At 36.8% G+C, this 18,305-nt stretch carries 8 protein-coding genes; all 8 read right to left on the reverse strand.

Annotated elements, in window-relative coordinates:
- Positions 1-144: 144 nt before the first annotated feature.
- A complete protein-coding gene (locus E1J38_RS01485) occupies positions 145-1,557 on the reverse strand; it encodes a sulfatase (protein ID WP_133354593.1) in 1,413 nt (470 codons plus the stop codon).
- A gap of 33 nt (positions 1,558-1,590) precedes the next feature.
- The gene (locus tag E1J38_RS01490) at positions 1,591-3,030 is read right to left on the reverse strand and encodes an arylsulfatase (protein ID WP_133354591.1); all 1,440 of its coding nucleotides are present in this window, start codon (positions 3,028-3,030) and stop codon (positions 1,591-1,593) included.
- A gap of 319 nt (positions 3,031-3,349) precedes the next feature.
- A complete protein-coding gene (locus tag E1J38_RS01495) occupies positions 3,350-6,286 on the reverse strand; it encodes a DUF8487 domain-containing protein (RefSeq protein ID WP_133354589.1) in 2,937 nt (978 codons plus the stop codon).
- Positions 6,287-6,303: 17 nt separating this feature from the next.
- Entirely contained in the window at positions 6,304-9,567 is a 3,264-nt protein-coding gene (locus E1J38_RS01500; RefSeq protein WP_133354587.1) for a glycosyl hydrolase, read from the reverse strand.
- Positions 9,568-9,613: 46 nt separating this feature from the next.
- The gene (locus E1J38_RS01505; RefSeq protein WP_133354585.1) at positions 9,614-12,889 is read right to left on the reverse strand and encodes a glycosyl hydrolase; all 3,276 of its coding nucleotides are present in this window, start codon (positions 12,887-12,889) and stop codon (positions 9,614-9,616) included.
- Positions 12,890-12,900: 11 nt separating this feature from the next.
- Positions 12,901-14,337 (reverse strand): sulfatase, encoded by a 1,437-nt coding sequence (locus E1J38_RS01510; protein WP_133354583.1) that lies wholly within the window; start codon positions 14,335-14,337, stop codon positions 12,901-12,903.
- Positions 14,327-17,077 (reverse strand): alpha-L-rhamnosidase, encoded by a 2,751-nt coding sequence (locus E1J38_RS01515; RefSeq protein WP_133354581.1) that lies wholly within the window; start codon positions 17,075-17,077, stop codon positions 14,327-14,329. Before E1J38_RS01515 ends, E1J38_RS01510 begins: the two co-directional genes overlap by 11 nt.
- Positions 17,078-17,140: 63 nt before the next feature.
- Positions 17,141-18,304, reverse strand: coding sequence for a glycoside hydrolase family 88 protein (locus E1J38_RS01520; RefSeq protein ID WP_133354579.1), 1,164 nt, complete (start codon positions 18,302-18,304; stop codon positions 17,141-17,143).
- Between the last annotated feature and the right edge of the window lies 1 nt (position 18,305).

Here is an 18,305-nt window from a genome sequence, read left to right on the forward strand (position 1 = left end):
ATATTACTACTAAATTTAGCAACTTGTCTAAAAAGTTTATTTTTTTTAGACAAGTAAAAATATCATTGAATAATTATCTAAATCGTATTTCATATATAGACAGGATCATTGTTTTTTTTAGATATTAAAAGTGGGAGTTCACAACTACTTACTTTTATATTCAGGATTTAACGCTGTTGGAATGGGCGCATTGGTTTGTTCCCACCAGTTTCTGAGAAGCCCTAATAACTCATCTTTTTTCTCTAGATTTATTAATGCCAGATTATTTTGTTCACCCACATCTTCCGATAGATTATACAACTCAATACCATCATCCTCAAAATAATAATGAAGTTTCCAATCGCCTTTTCTAATTACAGAACCAGGACGTGTTCTAAATAAGGGGTCTCTATTTTCATTATCTTTTTTATTGTATGCCTGCAAATAAATTGGAAAATGCCAAAATAATGGTCGCTCAAACGTTTCTGCTTTGCCTTCTAATACTGAAGACAGATTATTACCATCCAATTCTAGTTGGGAGTCTTCAACTCCTGCATATTTTAAAATTGTTGGAAAAATATCAAGATTGGTAATGGGCACTTCACTTTTTGTGTTGGGTTTAATTTTGTTGTTATAAACAAAGAAAAATGGCTCTCTAATGCCACCTTCGTAATAACTGCCTTTTCCTGCTCTTAATGGTTTTTGTTTTGTGATACCGTACAAGCCACCATTATCTGAAGTAAAAACAATTAAGGTGTTATCGAATATTTTTTTTTCTTTTAATTTACGTATTAACAAGCCTATGTTTCTATCCAAATTATCAACCATGGTAGCATATTCTGGATTTCCTTGACCATTCCAAGGCTTTTTATTTTTGTACTTGGGCAATAAGCTATCCACAGGCATTATGGGTGTGTGCACTGCATAAGGTGAATAGTACAAAAAGAATGGAGACGACATCGTATCCACAAATTTTATAGCTTTTTCCATTACCAAATCGGTTAAATATTGGCTATTACCTTTTTCAATCTTCACATTTTTATAGGGAGGATAATAACTTGTAGGCAAACCATTGTGACCACCACCTATATTAACATCAAAACCATATTCTAAAGGATTATGACTTAAATGCCATTTGCCTGCATGACAGGTTGAGTAACCATTTTGTTTTAAGATTTCAGGAATTATAGTAAACTTAGCATCTAGTGTTTTGGTATTTTTTGTTGGAATTATTTTACGGTCTTTAGATTGTCCTCTTTCAGAAGAATTAACGGTATAAATTCCATGACGAGGCGTCCATAGCCCAGTCATTAAACAAGCTCTACTTGGTGCACAATTGGCTGATGCCGCATAGCCATTTGTAAACACCATACCTTTGGCAGAAAGTGCATCAATATTTGGTGTTTCGTAATATTCACTACCCATAAAACCAACATCTCGCCAGCCCATATCATCTACATTTATAACTATGATGTTAGGTTTTGTTGCTGGTGAAGTGCTTTTGTTTTTTTGTGGCTGGCTACCACAAGAAGTAAATATCGTTACTATAATTACTGAAATTGCTATAAGTAATCGCATATCTTATTTTTAAATTTTTATATTGAATTTGAATTATTTCTTCTTTAACGTCTTTTTTACCAAAGGAAATTCCGGATGCTCGGTTCTAGAATTATTAATAAAGCTAAGTAGCTCCTTGGCTTTTTCTGGATGCTTGTCTGCAATATTATTTTGCTCACTGATGTCTTGATTTAAGTCGTAAAGCTCAACAGGCTTTTGATCGAACTTAACAGCCTTCCAATTGTTTTGTCTAACGGCTTGTATTGGCCCTTCCCTTTCGTTAAATTCCCAATAGAGATAATCATGTTTTTGTTGTTTATCATTTTGTCCCAAAAGTGTAGGTAAATATGAAATACCATCAATTTTATCAGATGGTTTTATACCTGCCAATTCGCATGCCGTTGGTAAAAAATCCCAAAACGCAGAAATATGATGGGTTGTTGAACCTGCTTTAATTTGATTAGGCCAATAGGCTACAAAAGGCGTATGAATACCACCTTCATACAAATCGCGTTTATGCCCTTTAAAATCGCCATTGCTATTAAAAAACTCATTTTTTAGATCATCATATTCGTGTCCATTATCACTCGTAAAAACGATTAAGGTATTGTCAGCCACATCAAGATTTTCTAACTGTTTAACAAGATTTCCAATATCCCTATCCATGGTAGAAACCATTGCTGCATAAGTAATATGGCCATCTTCATCATGACGATAATGCCCTGGTTTCATTTTTCGCTTTGGCCAACCTAAATTCTTGTACTGTTCTTTTTCTTTTTCAAGTATGGTTAACTCAAAATGAGGCATGGTGTAGGATAAATACAAAAAGAATGGTTCTTTATGGTTTTTATCAATAAATTCAGTTGCTTTTTCTGTTATTAAATAATGAATGTGTTGCCCATCTTTAGTTTGAGGATTATTACCATCTAAAGTAATTCTCTTCTCGTTTTCAAAAATACTTTCAGGATAATAATGATGAGCTGGTGAGTGCTGATTGAATCCGTAGAAATAATCAAACCCTTGTTTGTTGGGTAAACCATCTGCCAAGTTTTCTGCTAAGCCCCATTTCCCCACAATTCCAGTGGTATAACCTGCTCGTTTCAATTCTTCTGCCACAGTAACATCTTCTGCATTAATATCTACTGGAGTACCACTGGCTGTCCATCTTGGGTTGCCTCTTACTGTGCTGTGCCCTGTGTGTTTGCCAGTCATTAACACAGCACGTGAAGGCCCACAAACTGAAGACCCTGTGTAGTGATTGGTAAAAATCATTCCGTTTGCAGCTAGCTTATCAATATTAGGAGTTTTTATTTTGTCTTGCCCATTAAAACCCACATCGCCATAACCTAAATCGTCTGCCAAAATAAAAATGATGTTCGGTTTTGCAGTTACTTCTTGAGCTTGTTGTTGTTTATCTGCTTGTTTTGTTTTACAGCTTACTATACCTAATGCAAGTGTTAATAATACAATATTAAACGCCTTTAGTTGTTTCATTCGTGTACTTATTTTTTTCTGATTTTAGAATTTTTAAAAAATTTTATCTGATTTTGATGGACAATTAAAAATTTGAGCTATTTATCTATTTCCGATTAAGTCGAATCCATTTTTGAAAATACTATTTTTCAGTATATTCTTAAATTTTTAACTAAAATTTCATTTCAAATTAACCAACTTTCCCACTTGGCTTAGCCATATGAACCACCACTTAAATCATTAACTAACCGCTCTATTAAATTTACTTAAAATATGTTTAATCGATACAAGAAACATACACTTATCTAAGTTTTTAAATGATTCATGCATCTGTAAACATTTAATTATCTATAGGTAAAGCATTAGACTTATAATCAATTTTTTTAGCAGGACCAGATTCTTTTTCAAAGACCTCCGAAATAGATTTAGGCTCTATTTGCCACTGTGGATTAAAATCGGAAGACTTTAAATAAGCTATTAAACTCTTACGGAATTGCTGTGTGGCTGGTCGTTTCTCTAAATCACTTTCAATATCGATACTACAAATAAGCAATTTTCCTTTACCTACTTTGGCCTCGGCTACAAGCGCAAGCTTACGATTGATTTTCCATGAATCTACAGGTTGAACCAATGAGCGGTAAGCCTTTGGCCAAGGGTTTTTAGAATCATATGAGTCTAAAATCATGGGCTGTGCATGGTTCAAAATATCCCACCAGTTCCAGTTCACATGGTCATCTGTAGGGAATTGAGCAAAAAGAGGATGCTTAGGGTTTATTAGCATACCAGAAGCCGAAGATTGCCCTCCTTCATCTCCAATCGCTGTCCAGAAATGGTTGGTAAAACAGGATGGTAAATTACCTTTCATGTCTCCAATTTGTGGTAATAACAATACAGTTTCTCCTGCTTCAAGACGTTTTTGCGTCTCCTCGTTCCAGGCTTTGGCAACATGAACATTTACAGGGAATGTTTCAACTTTCTCATCAGGATAAACCCAAATATTCCAATCATTGATAAGCTTATTCGCTTTAGACTCCAATTGCAAGTTGAGTTTGGCCGGAGCAGCAATACTTCCCAAAGCCAATTCAATTGAAGCGATTGACTGTGCGCTCTCTTGTGTAAACGTTTTTTTAGGAAGTTTCCATGTTTTTACTATTGTACCATCATCTGAACGAAGTGTAGCAATCAAATCATTAAGGACAAGCTTTTCTTTACCAAAATGCGTCACTTCTATACTAGCTTTGAAGGTTTCACTTTGTGTTAACACTCGTTTTGGCATGCGTGCTAAAAGTACTGTTGGAGCACTCCATTGGCGGATATATTCGAGGTTAACATAGGAACGAGGGTCATAAAAAGGGTCTGTTAACCCCACTGGCGCACTGCTTTGCCCTGTAAAATCAGCTAATGATAACCACTGAAATCCGGCTAAATTTGGTGTTCTATAGGCTGCCTCAAAAGATTCTCTAATAAGTTCTACCTGCCATTGTCCAGAAGATTCTACAATTTGGGGAAGTAGCTCGTACATACCACGCTCTTTAAGTTGATCTTTAGCAATTTCTAGGTAATCTGCCTTAAGATAGCCTGTATATTTTTTTAATTCTGCATCAATATCTGGATAGGTACATATTTGCCCTATCTCATGAGACATTACAGGGACTTTAAATGTTAAAGATGCTTCGCGCCAATCAATAGCAGTATTTGGAGGTGTAAGGTTGTATTCTGTTCGTTTTGGCGTTGGTGGCCAGCCAAATTGATAGCGAAGTTTTGTGGTGCGTTCTGGCCATATACCCCTTTGTACCTGATAATCGGCCTCTTCTGGACTCCACGAATTGGCTTTAACCATATAAAGTTTAGAGTTATCGTAAGCCTTCCATTCCTTAACAACATCAGTAAAAAATTCGTGATTGCCATCATATTCATTGCCAAGTCCCATCATAACAAAACTGGGATGATGACCAAATTCATCTATTATTCGTTTTGCTTCGGCACGCATAAATTCAAATTGACTCTTTTTGTTAACAGTTCCCCACTCGCCTACTTCTGGTGCCATATAAATTCCTATTTCATCGGCAGCAACAAATGCGGCTTTTGGTGGCGTCCAAGAATGAAAACGGGCTAGATTTAGTCCAAAGTTTTTGTAGGTGCGCCATACTTTTCGCCACGACTCCACATCCATAGGGGCATATCCTGTTGCTGGCATCACCGCACAGTCGTTATTACCACGGATAAAGGTTTTGAATCCATTTACACTAAAATGCATACCATCTACTGTAATATCTCGCAAACCAAAAGTAAGTTTGCGGGAATCGCTCGATTTTTTTGTTTTCAATTTAGCTTCAATTTCGTATAGATTTTGCTCATATTCATCCCACAGTAAAGCTTGTTCTGTCATCGGATAGTCAATATGAATCAGCTCACCATCAATATCATCCACGCGTCCTTTAAGTATTAATGGTTCAGGGTTGTGCTTGTTGCCTTCACTTGTACCAACAGCATCTACTATGAGTTCCCATTTGCCTTTTGCCATTTCAGTTTTTCCCAATTGAAGGCTAACTTTGAGCATGCCATCAACAGGTTTAGGCGAAACCGTAAATTTTTCAATCCAAACTTTAGGATGTGATGTTAATTTAATAGCACCAACAATACCATTCCAAGTACCTGCAGTTTGCTCAGAAACAGAATGTGCATTATAGCCCATATGCACATATTCGGAATTATCTACACGAATAGTTATGTTGTGAGAACCGGGTGTTAACTGCCCTAAATTATATTGATGAGGTGCAGCCAAACTTGTCGCCTCCCCAACTTCTTTGCCATTTAGCCATAGTTGTGATACCCAATGAACACGTTCAAAGGAAACCGATAGTGGTTTACCTTCCCAAGACTCAGGTACTTTAATGCTTCGACTGTACCAAACAGGTCCAATAAAGTGACGATCGGGATTCAAAAAATGTTGCATTTTAAATATCCCTTGCTCTTTGTACTTACTCAGATAATCGGGTCCCCAACCATTCAATCCTCCTGTACCTGCCCATTCCGTATTACCATACCAAGGTGTATTAGGACCAGGAATATCACCATAACCTTGTTCCTGAATACAACCAGGAAGTGTTATAACATCGGAAAATGATTTTTCATTGAACCACTGCTCTTCAACACCTTTGTTTTTAGGATCTAATTTTACCTGCCATTGACCTGCAAGGTCTATTGTTTGTTGACTAAAAGTGGGTAATGTTATCGCAATCAAAAAGAAAACAAACACAGTTAATTTTGTATTCATGAGTTAATTTTTTATAATTAATAATTTGTGGATTCAATAACCACTGGTCCAATCAATCCTGATTTTTGTAAAGGAGATTCAGGGGTGATTTTATCGATAACTATCCAAGTGTATTTTTCATCTGCTGCACGGGATTTATCTCTAATCAATTGATTTCTCCAAAGATTTACCACTTCAATTTCTAAAGTATTTTCACCTTTTGTAATGGCTTCGGAAATATTTAATCGGTAAGGCGCCATCCAAACACCTCCAATAGCTTTTCCATTTAATTTTACTTTAGCCATTACTGATACTTCTCCTAAATTGATGTACATTTCTTGGTTCTCAGGAAGTTCGTTAATGGTAAAAATTTTGGTATATGTTGCTGTGCCTGAATAAAATTTGATTTGTTCATTATCTGAAGTTGACCAATCTTGTAGCTTGTTAAATACAAGAGTTTCTTTTGGTCCAATCTCTTTATTTTTAAAATCGACTTTAAAGTCTTCATCTAAGGTTACTAACGGTTTGTATTCAGGAAAATTAGATCCATTATCGGTTTTAGCTTCTTTATTAAAAACGACAAACCAACTTTGAGCCCCTTCAAATTGTAATGGCACTTTAATTCCATTTGGAGTTATTTCATATTCTGGTAAATCTCTAATTTCTCCAGTTAGTGCATTCCACAATTGTGGTTTTAAACTTTTATCAGTTCTAAAAACTGGAGCTATGTTTAGCTTTTTATCACTTTGGTTTGATATGAAATAAATATCCATTTCTGCTGAATTACGATGCGTCCATAAAATAGGTGCATCTGCATCAACCTCAACATCCTCAGCTAAATTTAAATCAGCAAAAACTTCAGATAATTCATAGCCATCCCAAATTTTTCCTTTTCCATACGTGGTTTTCATTTTGCCGTCAACATAATTGGCATTCCACATTTTATTTGCTAAATCTTTTACTGTGTTATCAGATGCAGGATAATTTGTTAAACTCGGTGATTTTTCTGGTTTTGGTCCTAAAATTATTCCGCCTTGTGCCACTAATTGTTCTAATTTGGTCAATAATTCTGGACGCATGGTTTTAAAAGGAGGTAACACCATGACTTTATAACTCATGCCATCTGGCAATACAAAACGTCCATCCTTAACAGAAAGTCTATCTATAATTACTTCTGCGTTGATATAATCGTACGAATAGCCTTTTGGAATTTCTGGAATTCTACCTCCAGTCATAATAGGCGCATCTTCCCCAATAAAATAACAAACATCAGCTACGTATTTGCCTTGTTGTAACAAATGCTGACAACGGCGTAAATAATCAAAATACGTATCTGCTTGACTAAACCAAGTATTGTGACGGTTAAATTCTGTACCAAACCAAGCATTCATTCCTGGTTTTCTGTTATCATCTGGTTGTTGAATGTACAAATGCAGTACAAAATGATTGATACCCTCAGTTAACGCCCAATCACCACGCTTTTTTAACATGGCTGGATGCCTTAAATAGGCTCTTCTTGATGAAGTAAATGCTTCTGCGGAAGTAATGGGTTTACCATAAGTATGTGCTGTAGAAGATGATGCTTTACATTCGATATTACCTAATGTGCCTTCATTCCAAAACTCGCCAGCAATTAAATCAGACTGTCCTCCATACATCATAAATTCACTAGGAAACCCCCAATGCCCGTAATTTTCTAACCAAGTTTTTAAGTTGTGTTTGTTACTTGCTTTTTTAAGGCCTCCTACATATTCATAGGCCACATCATCTGCAATAGAACGACGTAAATCCCATAGAAAGCGTTCGGATAATTCCACACTTCCTACAATTCTACCAGAAAGTACTGGCAAAAAAGGGACAGGGTCGTAACCGTATTTTTCCTTGAACTTTACTTCATAACCATCGGTCCAGTTTTGAGAGCCTTGTTCGTAGCTATCTGCCACAACATATTTAAAAGCAGATTTGCTTTCTTCGGGAATACGTTTTAAAAATTCACCTACAAAATTGTCGAAATGATACTGTGCCAAACCACTATTCATTTTATCGATTTCATAACCTACACCCTGAGGAGCAGCTGGTGCATTTTTTGTTCCTGTTGGGGTCATTCCCATGCGCATAATCGTCCAATTCCCCTCTGGTGCATCCCAATTAAGAACGCCGTTTTCATCCAATTTATCACTCAAATCGATAACTTCATTTGGGTTAACGGTAAAACTCTTGTCTTTAAGAGCTTCTTGTCTTCCAAAAATGTAAGTATCCCAATCAGGTTTTGGTGTAGAATGCATTTTACCCAATTGTTTCTCTATGTATTTATCTAGAACCGGTGCTTCAGAAATAGTAATTTCGGCAAAACCAAAGCCTGTATTTCTCTGGGTTATAAAGTTGCTACATTTTAGTACAAACTGCTTCGCTTTCTTTTCTGGAAGTATGGTAGCAAAATCTCCTGTTTCAATCGAAGCTACATTAGGTGTAATACGAAAACGGTCAAAATGAAATTCTTTGACTAATTTCTCTTTACCATCAATCACAGCAAATAAACTCATATTACATTTAAACGCTCTACTTGGAATGATAGTTATAGAACGTGCTGTAATCGCTTCTGCAAGGTCAAAACTAATTTCTAAAGTTTTTCCCTTTTTTGGTTCAAAGCTGGTATCTGCTTCCTTGTTGCCATCAGACAAAACACTTACATCAACGTCGTTCCAGTTAGCAGTAATTTTTGTGGGAATAAATTGTGTGCTTCGTTTTTCAACATCTGAAGATTTGAACGCGAAGGTATGCGTATCTTGAAACTTTTCTTTTGGCTTCTTTAATGATAATGTTAACGCTTTACCTCCTGAAACCTTTATTTCACTATAAGTTAAATAACGCATAGCTTTGGTATAATCTACCCAAGGACCACCACTTTGACTCCAACCAGGGCAATTGAAAATACCAATGTCTACACCAATACGTTTGCCCTCTACAACAGCGTGTACCATATGACTCCACCAATCTTCACTCAACATAGGCACTTTTCCATCTTTATGTGCCGGGTTTATATTACCAATTAAAGCGCCACCAATACCTGCTTTTTTCATGGCTTCTAAGTCTTTGGTGATTCCATCTTTTGATATATCATCATTAATCCAATACCAATAACACCAAATGGTATTATCTTCTGTTGGTTTTACGAAACCAGATTTTATGATGTCGTAATTCTGTTCTGAAATTTGTTGACTCTTCGATTCATTGCACGAACATAGAAGGGTAAATACAAGAAGTAACAACAATTTTGGTTGATAATATGATTTTTTTTTCATGAGTAAAGCTAGTTTTATATTTACTATTTGAACAGGTTTAGTTAAATTATTTTATGATTATTTTCTTGGTTGTTTTTATTGTAATTGGACCAATTAAACCTGCTGGTAATAAGGTTTTATCTCGTCCGTAAAAATTTGTAATTGTAAACGTAGAACGTTGTTTTAAAGGCGCTGGCTCATTGTTTAAAAACCAATAAGGCATTACCTCAGCATTACGATCAAAGTTCGTTTCGTTAGGATATTGTTCATCTCCTATAAGCCGGTTGGTCCATTGGTTGGTCACTTCTAAACTTATGGTATTCTTACCCTTTTTTAACACTTCAGTTATATCCAATTCAAAAGGAGGCATCCATAAAACGCCTAGGTCTGTTCCATTAATGACAACTTTGGCCGCAATGCTTATCTTTCCTAAATACAACATAAAACGTTGATTATTAATCAGTTGTTTATTAGAAAGCTTAAATTCATTTTCATAAATAGCCGTTCCTGAATAATATTTTATGCCTTCCACATCATGTTTAGACCAATCTATCAATTCACTAAATTTAAAACTTTTTTCTTCTAATCTTAAACTCGGAAAGGTTACTGTCCAATCATTTTCAAAAGCTAAAGCTATACTTTCTGTTTCCTTTTCTTCCTGTAGCTTATTATTCACTGTTAAGGAATATGACGCTTTTGCTATTTTATCAATATTAGTAACACCAGACACACCTTTTGATGAAGATCTAAAGATTACGAATACCGACTCTTCTCCTTCCAAATTAATCCATACTTTTGTTTTTCCATCCTCATGAATAAACTGAGCAGTCTTCACCACTTCACCATTCATAGGGTTCCACAATTCTGGAATCTTCCCATTCACATTAAAACTACATTCAAAGCGTTGTTTTGACGAATCTGGATTAAAGAAGAAGTAAATATCTAAATTGGCATCAGCACGGTGGATAAATGGAATATCTTCGCGCCCTTTAATACTAAAGTCAGAACTGATACTTTCTTGTTCCATCATTTGCTGCCAAGCAAAACCAGCATAGACATTAGGTAAAGCGGTAAGCGAGGCTAAGGTTTGTGCAAACAAGGCTTTTTGCTCAGCTGTATGCAAGTAGCCCGCCGCTTGCTGAGGCATTTCTCCTATCACAGGTACACCCGCCTGGGCTATTTCGTAAATACGCTGTAAGCTTTTCAAGCTGAGTACTTTGCTGTTTTTAAGCACCAAAGCCTTGTACGTGGTGCCTTCGGGCAATACCATCGTTTTATTTTTAAGGCTGACACGGTTGATCAACACATCCGCATTGCTACAATCGAAATTGGTTCCTGCAGGAATGGTTGGTTCAAAATCCTTGCGCAAATATACCGAGTTAGGTGATCCGTCGCCTACAAACACCAAGAAATCAGACACTGGCACGCCCTGACGCAACAAATACTGTCCGCGCATCATATAGCTAAACCACGCAGTACCTGCATTATCCCACCACGGCTGCACACGGTCGAAGTGAAAACCCCAACGCCCCATCGTCATACCAGGTGCCACATTAGGGTTGGCTTGGTGGGTAAAACGGTGAAACATAAACTCGTTGATACCATAGACCCACGCTAAATCACCCGAGGTCTTGGCCAATGCAGGGTGCCCTTTCCAGTTAATCTGCGGGTTAGAGGTAAAAGACTCTGCCGAGGTCACCTTTTTACCATAAATATGTGAAGCAGACACGGCCGATTGCACCATGGTCATTTCGCGCCCCATCCAAAATTCACCCATATTAATATCGGCTTTCGCACCTACATCCAAATCATTCACAGGGCCAAATCCGTAAGGTTCTATGTAACTCTGAATGCCATCTTCCCTACACAGCTCAGCAAAATAGCCAAAGTAGTTTTCGGTCATCAAGTCACAGTTAAACTGGCGCACATCCCACAGCACAGCATTAGACACTTCAGGACTCTCCACAAAGCGTCCCGCATAAAGCGGCAAAAAGTCAATGATATCATAGCCATACTTTTCCTTAAACAGTTGCTCATAGTCATCGGTCCAGTTTTGCCCACCCATTTCGTAGCTATCGATCTCTGAGTACTGCATCGCATTAGGGGCCAAAGCTTTGGTATTTTCTACCACCTTTTTCACAAAAGCATCATAGTGCTTTTTCAAGGCAGGACGGTTAAATTTATCACACTCCAAACCACGACCAGAATCTGATGCTGGGTTATTGTAAGCTCCTGTAGAAGTGTATCCAAAACGTAAAATGGTCCAGTCGCCCTCGGGCAAAGTGGTCTTCAATGTGCCATCGGCTTGTAAGTACTCACTTAAGTCAAGAACTTGCTCTGGATTGATAATCATATCCGCTGAGGGCTGACCGATAGGTGTCATTTTCACATCTTCAGTGCGTCCCATACTGATGCGCCCCATCACATTATGGATGCTTTGCGTAGCAGAGAGTTTAGCCTCTTGAAATGACATGGTTTGGTTAAAGGTAATTTTAAAATATTTAGCTGTTACGGGCTCAAAACTATCATTGATGGTCCACTCTCGTTTTCCCGTACGAACGGTATATAAATCACGTACATCTGTAAAATCAATACCATTATCAGACACTTGTAGAGTGGCTATGGGGTCACGCTGATTACATACGATGAGTACCGAACGAATGGTTTTGGCTTTAGGATAAGCATACATGAGCCAAGGTAAATCTTTCTCTTTCTTTGAAAGCACCTCACGTCCATCCAATTGATTATCTGTTAATATTTCAGTCTTCAATTGAGGATTTGAAGAGCTAATGACGGGCTGATTTTTCAGATCGTCCAATTCTGAAGCAAAAGCAGGATAAGCCAATACGGCAATATCTTTATACAAATCATTGCGCTTGGTAGGCTGCGGTAGTTGCACATCAATATCGCCTCCTTTCACTTGTAACTCATTCCAAACTACCATCTTCATACTTTGCTCAGGGCTAATCCAAGGACCTCCACTTGATGACCACCCATCACAGTTATGCACACCAAAACTCAAACCCAAACGTTCACATTCTGCAGCAGCATGCTTTAGCATTTCGTGGTGTTCGGGACTGGCGTATTTTATTTTTCCATCTGGGATTTTTTGGTCGATATTAAATAATAAAACACCTCCAATGCCCACACGTTGCATGGCTTCCAAATCTTTGGTGAGTCCTTCTTTGGTCATATTGCCATCTATAGCATGCATCCAAGTACGCGGTTTCACTGATGCAGGTGGGTTTTTAAAGTTTTGCTCTAGTTCGGTTGATTCTGTTTGACCTGAAGTTACAAGACAAAAAATTATAGACAAACTAATTAGTAAAATGTATTTTCTCATATTTAACAATTCTATTTTTTTTTCGTTTTGTTTCCCCCGGCAGCATTGTATGCTCTGTGTCCTGTTGAATTTTCTCCAAGTACAACATGATGTTTCTTAGGTACCTGCTGTTTATGTAAAGCTATTTGTTCTTTATATATGGGGTTGTTTATTTGGTTATACCATTCTTTAGGATCATCTGCATGGTCGTAAAACTCTTCAGTACCATTATTATAGTTTATATACCGGTACTGTTCTGATACTATAGCATAATTACCCGGACCAAAACTTGTTCGGGCATAATGTGACCAATTTGCGTAGGGGTTTCTAAGTAAGGGTACTAAAGAATTCCCTTCATGTAGAGCATCAGAATCAAGCCCTGTAAGAGCTAGTAAAGTAGGGTAAATATCTATAAGCTCAACCGGTTTTGTGCATTTACCTGGTTCAATTTCAGGACCAGCAATTATAAGAGGTATTTTGGTTCCATCTTCCCAAATGCTCCGTTTGGCGTAGCGTTCCTTTTCACCCAAATGAAATCCGTGGTCGCTATACAAAACAATATAGGTGTTGCTTGTATAACCTCCAGCCTCAATGGCATCCAACACCTTACCTACTTGAGCATCAATAAAGCTTACACAGGCTAAATACGATTGCACTAGTGGTTTCCATTCATTATTTTCAAGTGACCATTGGTAGGTAGGAGCCACATGCTTTTTTCGAGTAAGATCAATTCCATATTGAGGGATATCATCTAAATCGTTTTGAATGGTTGCAGGTAATTGAAGGGTTTCGATGGGATACATATCAAACCATTTCTGTGGAGCATACTGAGGCACATGAGGCCTGAAAAACCCAATACCTAACCACAAAGCTCTGTTGTGTTGCTGCTGAAGTTGTTCTACCGCCCAATTGGCTATTTTATAATCGGGCATTTGTTCATCACTATCAGGAAAAACACCCCAATCCCAGAGCTTATGTCCCGAAAACGCAGTCAATTTTTCTTTAGGATAAGGACCAAATCCACCAAAGTTACCGCCATAATTTGGAACATATTTTTCATTTATTCCACCTGCATTATGAAACAATTTCCCGGCTCCTGTTACAAAATATCCTTCCTCCTGAAACCTTTGTGGCATTAGTTGGTTCTTTCTAGCTACCTCCGACTCTGCAAGGTCGGGATTTAAAAAATATATTCCGCTTGTACTTGGGTACAAAGAGGTCATCATGCTTGCTCTTGACGGATTGCAAACTGGGGACTGACAGTGTGCATTGGTAAAAAGCATTCCTTGAGCAGCCAGCTTATCTATATTTGGTGTTTTTACTTGCGGATGTCCGCCTAAACATCCTACCCAGTCATTTAAGTCGTCAATTGATATAAGAATAACATTTGGTTTTTTATGGTCTTGAGCCATCACACTAAATGCAACCATTAAAAAACAAATAATAAATACTGACTTTTTACTTTGCATTTTTATATATTAATTGATAAGTACCACTATCTATGTTATCCCAAATTAAGGTATCCCCGTCTATCTCGAACTTTGTGCTTTTTCCATTAAGTGTTACATCTAGCAAATTTTTACTAAACTTTGGGATTTTGATTTTAGCACTTGTATTTGGTGGTATACTAATATTGTAAATAAAACTATCACCTACAAACTTCCACAACGACTCAATCTTACCAAATTGAGATAGATAACTCCCTGAAGCTTCATTCAATTTTAAGTGAGGCATAGGCGCAAATAAAATCTTTTTATAGCCTGCTTCTAAAGGTGAAATTCCTGCAATGCGCTCGTACATCCATTGCCCAATGGCGCCATAAGCGTAATGATTAAACGATAAAGCTCTATTGGCAAAACCTTTATCGTGAGTATATCCATCCCAACGTTCCCACATGGTGGTAGCGCCCTGATTGATGCTATAAAACCAAGAGGGATAAGTTTCTTTGAATAAAATTTCAAACAATTTATCGGTATGACCTGTTTTATCTAAAACTGGCGCTAATAAAGGCGTGCCTATAAATCCTGTTCTTAGATGATTATCGGTAGCTTCTATTTCTTTTAGCAAATAGTGTATAGCCTTATCTGCTGTTTCTTGTGACAAAATATCAAACCCTAAAGCTAGTAAATAGCCTGTTTGTGTTGGTGTGTAAGGTTGTTTTATCTGACCTTCATTATTGAAGTATTCGTTTTCAAAAGCCCTAGAAATTGAGTCTAAAAGTTGCTCGTAATACTTTTTATCTTCTTTGAAACCTAGAATCTCAGCAGCTCTCATTGTTAGTTTAACAGACCGCGCGTAAAAGGCCGTAGAAATTAATGTATTTGGCGTATCGCCTCTTCTATCATCTTTTTGTTGGGAATAGGGTTGTAACCAATCACCTACTGTAGACATGTGACTGATGTAATTTGTAGCTTCAGAAGTATGATAATCACACCAACGTTTCATCATCGTATAATTATCTTCTAAAACGCCTTTATCACCTGTTCTAAAATACAATTCCCAAGGTACAATGGCACAGGCATCAGACCACCCTGCTTGTGCAAATTTTCCTGTAAAATTTGGAACAACAACAGGTATACCTCCATTGGCAAATTGCTCTTCTCTCATACTTGTTAACCAAGCTGACCAAAACGCATGAGTCTCTGATAAATAAAGTGAAGTTGGTATAAATACCTGTGCATCTCCTGTCCAACCCAAACGTTCACTACGTTGTGGACAATCTAAAGGCACATCAAAAAAATTGCCTCTCAATCCCCATTGAATGTTGCTATGCAATTGGTTGAGTTTAGCATGAGAGGACTGAAACTCACCTTCCATTTCAAAATCGGAATACTGTACAACTCCTGTTACCCAAGCTTTTTTTGGTTTGAAAGCTGAATTGAATCCACTTAGTTCTACATAACGAAACCCGTGAAAGGTAAATGTGGGTTGCCAAGTAACTACTTTATCTTCTTTTGAGATGTAATAATCTATTGATTTTGCAGAACCTAAGTTCTTAGTAAATAATGCACCTTTTGAATCCAACATTTCACCATGCCGAAGTTTGATAGTATCTCCTTTTTTAACTGGAAGATTTAAACGAACTACGCCTACCATATTTTGTCCAAAATCGAATAACACTTTATCATCCTCTTGCTGCACAATTTCAACAGGCTGTAACTCCATTTTATTTTTTAAGGTAGCGTGTTTTTTAGGAAACAGTTGAGTTTTCGGATTTATATCTTCGGTTTCAACAGTTTCCCAAGTACTGTCATCAAATTGAGGTTGACTCCAATTTGGCATTTCAAAATTCGCATCATACACTTCGCCATCATATAAACCTGCAGTTCTAATTGGTCCTTTTCTAGTAGCTTTCCAGTTTTCATCTGTAATGATGGATTTTACATTGCCTTTTATATCCTCAATTTCTAACTGGCAAATTAATTGAGGGGGCGCAATTACAGTATCCCATCTTCTTGTAGGTCCAAATCTCCCTGAATACCAACCTTCAGCAAGCATAATCCCTATAGTATTTTTATCCTTTTGTAAATTTTTAGTAACATCGTAGGTTAGCGTTTCAATGCGTTTATGATAGGGGGTCCAACCTGGAGTTAATACATCATTTCCAATTTTTTGTCCATTAATTTGTGCTTGAAACACGCCTTTTGAAGTAATATACAATCGTGCTTTTTTTACTTCAGCATCTAATTTAAAATCGTTTCTTAAATATTGTGGTCTGAATAATCGTGTGCCATATTGTGTAGTATCCCATTCTTCTGGGTCTGGAATTTTTATCCATTTGGCTTTCCAATCAGAATTGAATAATAAGCCCATTTCGATTTGGGCTATTTCACTCCAATTTGATGGATTGTCGTTTTCATCCCAATATTGAACTTGCCAAAATACGTTTTGTCTTGATTTTAAAGGTTTTCCTTCGTATTTTACAAAAGTAGATTGATTTGAGGTGACCTTACCTGAATTCCAAATATCTGGTTGATTTGGTAACAATTCAGGTTTTGAAGCTACAGCAATTTTGTATGCTGTTTGCTTTTTAACGTTTTGGGATAATTTCCACGAAAATGAAGGTGTAGCATCATAAAAACCTAAAGGATTTTGGAACCCTTCAGAAACTCGCAATTGCTCTGGAACTTGAACTGTATTTTTTAGTGTTCCATTACAGCTTAAGAGCAGACATTGCAAAAGTGCTATGCATATGATGTTAGTTCTCATAGATTTGATGTGCTATTATATTTTAAAATTTCATAATTCTTGAATACTTTAATACTTTCAATTTTATTCTTCATTAATGTGTTTTAAACGTAAAAGCCCTTCCAAATAATAGTAATCTGCATAATTGATAGGTACATCAATTTCACTGTTCCTAGGAAAATTACCAACGTTATGCTCTAATATAAAACCGCCATTTTTGCCATAGGCAGAAAAGTAAAGGTCAGAACTTAAGGACTTTAAAATGCTTTCTGCCAAGTCTTTATATACTGTGTTTTTTGTATAGCCATATAATTCTAAATATGCAGAGGCATAAACAGCAGCAGCAGACGCATCTTTGTACATGATAGCTTTGTCTTTCACATCAAAATCCCAAATAGGCACAAAATCTTCTGGTAAATTTGATTTTACAAATGCAGCAATATTTTTGGCTTGCTCTAAATATTTAGGGTCTTTTGTGTAACGATAACACATGATATAACCATATAATGCCCAAGATTGCCCTCTTGCCCAACGGCTTTCATTATGTAACCCTTGGTGTGTTAGTTTTTTAAATACAGACCCATCTTCTGGATTATAATCTACCACATGCCAAGTACTAAAGTCCTCTCTAAAATGATTTTTTAGTGTTGTATTGGCATGGTTTATTGCTATGTTTTTATACTTATCATCTCCTGTTAGAATAGAAGCTTCAAACAACATTTCTAAATTCAACATGTTATCAATAATGACTGGAAACGTCCATCTGTCTTTACCAAAATCCCAACTTTTAATACAACCAACTATAGAGTCATATCGAGAAATTAAGGATTCTGAAGCATCAATAACCACCTGTTTATAATCTTCGTTTTTGGTTAATTTATAACCTTCTCCAAAAGAACAATAAAACATAAAGCCCAAATCGTGGGTTGTGTTAATGTCTTTGGCATCAACAAATAGATTCTGAAAATGGTTTGCGCCTTCCTTCCATTTTGCATCTTGTGTATGCTCATATAATTTCCAACAAGCACCTGGAAAAAACCCTTGCGTCCAATCCATTTTTCGTTTTGCCCAATCTATTTCTCCATGTTCATCAAGGCTTCTTGGTATTTTATTTTCGGCATAAGACGCATCTAACAAAACCGAAAATTGTTTTTCAGCTTTTTTTAAGGTTGCATCGACATCAAAATCTTGATTTTTACAGGAGCTCAATCCTGCTAAAACTGTCAACACTATAATTAGTTTCTTCATT

Origin of the sequence: Seonamhaeicola sediminis (assembly GCF_004358095.2) — a bacterium.
In the GTDB taxonomy this organism is placed as follows: Bacteria; Bacteroidota; Bacteroidia; order Flavobacteriales; family Flavobacteriaceae; genus Seonamhaeicola; species Seonamhaeicola sediminis.